Here is a 2,748-nt window from a genome sequence, read left to right as displayed (position 1 = left end):
TGTTCGAAGGTCAGAGCTTTAGAATCAGGAATTCTCTAATGAAAACTCATTAACTAAATTTCCCGGGTGGAAAGTTCTTTGGAATTCTTGCAAATACAGGGAATTCACTCTTGCAAAAAACACAAGGCAGCAGCTTCTAGCCTGTTTCAGCTTCTGATTGATTTCTCAACGATCTTTTTTTGTTGTGGTCGCGGCAGTGAAAAATGGAGTCTGACCCTATTTATTGCACAACGTGTTTGGTAAGTGAATATTGTTAGCTTACCGTGACCAAGTATTCTGTTTAACGGCTGAAGAGCTGATCATCATCTCCTTCAGCCCTCAATCCTCGAGCCTCGCGCGCATAAAGGCATCTTCAGGACCGGCGATGGGTATCGGGATGATTTTGGATATCGTGTCCATAGAGACGCTTGCGAGATTTGCCATCTGTTCCAGGGGTACGGTGATCGATTTGGCTCCGTTTTCGGCGAGCATCGTCACCCTGTCGACGAAGGACAGTGTGGTCTTGAGGCTCCCCGTTATCGTCATATCTCCTATTATCCCCAATCCCTTTTTCAGAGTGTTCTTGTGGATAGCCGAGAGTACGGAAACGAAGATGGCGACGGTTATGTCATCGCCCACTTCACTGCCTATCATAGGGGTTAACTGTACTGCTATGTCATAGTCTTTCAAAGCCGAGTTGGATGGCAGATACTTTCGCTGGTTAGAGCCTATGCAGGAAACAGTTGTCTTGAGCGCTTCCTTCGCTTTCGTTCCGCCACCGCTTATGTTCTGCTTTCCCGAACCGGGAACTACTATCGTTTCGACCTTCAGGAGAGACGTCTTTCCTCCGGCTATCGAGACTGTGTAAACAACCCCCGGAGGTAGCGGATCCTGCGAGATGAGAGCCTTGCTCCCTCCCTCGTTCACGGATACATAGGTTTCCTTCTTGCTGTCCTTATCTATGTACGAGAAGTTCGTGTCCCAGAACTCCAATCCTCCCAGTTTCTTCAGCTGCTCCTTGACCCTCCTCCTACATTCTATGGAGAAGGTCAGAACTTCTTCTATCGCTTCTTTTGTGTACTGCCCGTCCGGATAAAGCAGTTTCAACAAGCCGGATAGAGTTTTTCGGACCGCCTTCTCGTCTCTTCTATTAAGCTGGCTTCCGAAGTTGAAGTAATTGTCGGGTGCTGTTACCGCGGAGCTTCCCCTTAAGGACCGCATAACTTCCGAGAAGTAGTCTATTGCGAAGCCGAAGTGATCGGTGAAGAGCTCTGCTCTTAATTTCTCCACTTCCCAGCCCGGAAGATAGGCGTGGATTCTGTCAAGCAGGGCGGTGTCTTGCATCTCCACGGGGAATGGTTCAAATAGATGAGACATCTTCAACAGAGTCTGCACATCATCGTTAATATTCCCGTTGAAGACTATGCCCGCTTCGGCAACTACCTCGACCTTTCTTGCAAATGAGCCCGCCTCCATAAAGTCTTTAAGCATCTGCAGCGCCTGTTTGTCCTTGAACTGTATGCCGGCAACTTCATCGAAGGCGATCAGATCCCACTCTCCTACGAGGCCGACCTTTCGTGTGGCGATGTTGTAGAAGAGCTGGGCGACTGTAGTGTTACCGCCGGATAGAAGGAAGGAATAAGGCGAGATTTCGCGGTAAATATACGATTTCCCCGTTGCCCTCGGTCCCAGTTCCACGAGGTTGTAGTTCTTTTCAACCAGAGGGACGAGCCTGAGTAGCTGGAAGAGCTTCTGCCTCTCGTCCATCTTCTTCGGCTCCAGTCCTATAGAGCGGATTATGAGATCGGTCCACTCGCCTACCGTGAACTCACTTCTTCTACTCACAAATTGATCCCGTATGAAGTTGCTCAATTGTATGGGGTGAATCTTCTCTACTACGAAGGGCCTTCCGGGGTAGGTGTTGTGGTCGTATATAAGGTCGATTATCGCCCACATACCGCCGAGCAGCATTTTAGGGTGCTCCTTGACAAGTTCGTCAGTTATTACCCCGTTCTTTATGCTCAGATTCTGAAGTCCGGCCACGTACTCGTTCTGCCTTATGTCTAGCCAGGCATCTACTCTATCGATCACCCTGAAGAAACCCTTGTCCCTCAGCTGCATCTTCACCAGCTCTGCCATATCCGGTCTTAAGAAGTGTTTCTCCAGTATCTCCCTGACGTTTTCAACGCCCTTTATGTCCTTGGGATCGGACAGGTCGGCGTATGTTCCAAGCAGGTGCTCTAGGACGTATGAAGGAACGTTATAGCCTATCTTCAAGTTCCTAACGAGCGACTTCTTTATCACATACTCGGGATATATTTTGAGTACTTTAAGGTCAAGGGCGTCCAGCTCCACTCTTCTCTCCCCCTATTAGAAGATTCGCTCTCTTGTGGGCAGATATTCACACTCTACCCAGTCCATAAGAGTACCGTCTTCCAAATCTCTAACCTCTATCTTGAAGGTATCGCCGCTCTTCGCACTTATCTTCACAGTTTGGCTGATCTGATCTTCGACGGGCTCCTCCACCTCGAACTTCTCGCCCAGGCACTGTATATACACCCTGGGAGCGATACCGAATAGGTCGATTTCAGTGAAGAGAAAGACTTCAAAGTGATCTTTCTGTACGACTTTCAATCGATCCTTATTTCCAATCTTCACTCTCTTTTTCTTCTCTCCGACAATCGGCGTTATGACGATGTGAGGAATTACAACTTCCTGGTGAGTTATCCCTCCGTGCCAGAAGTGGCCTCCGTAGTCTTTGAATACGTT

The 2,748-nt window shown here is 48.5% G+C and carries 1 protein-coding gene; it reads right to left on the bottom strand.

Going from position 1 to position 2,748, the window contains the following annotated elements; translation table 11 throughout:
* Window positions 1-318: 318 nt before the first annotated feature.
* The gene (gene brxL / locus ENN47_04840; GenBank protein ID HDP77509.1) at window positions 319-2,334 is read right to left on the bottom strand and encodes a protease Lon-related BREX system protein BrxL; all 2,016 of its coding nucleotides are present in this window, start codon (window positions 2,332-2,334) and stop codon (window positions 319-321) included.
* Window positions 2,335-2,748: the final 414 nt, after the last annotated feature.

Source organism: Mesotoga infera (assembly GCA_011045915.1).
GTDB classification, from domain to species: Bacteria; Thermotogota; Thermotogae; order Petrotogales; family Kosmotogaceae; genus Mesotoga; species Mesotoga infera_D.
Note: the sequence above shows the minus strand (reverse complement) of the source record. Positions and strands in the feature narration are given on the sequence as shown.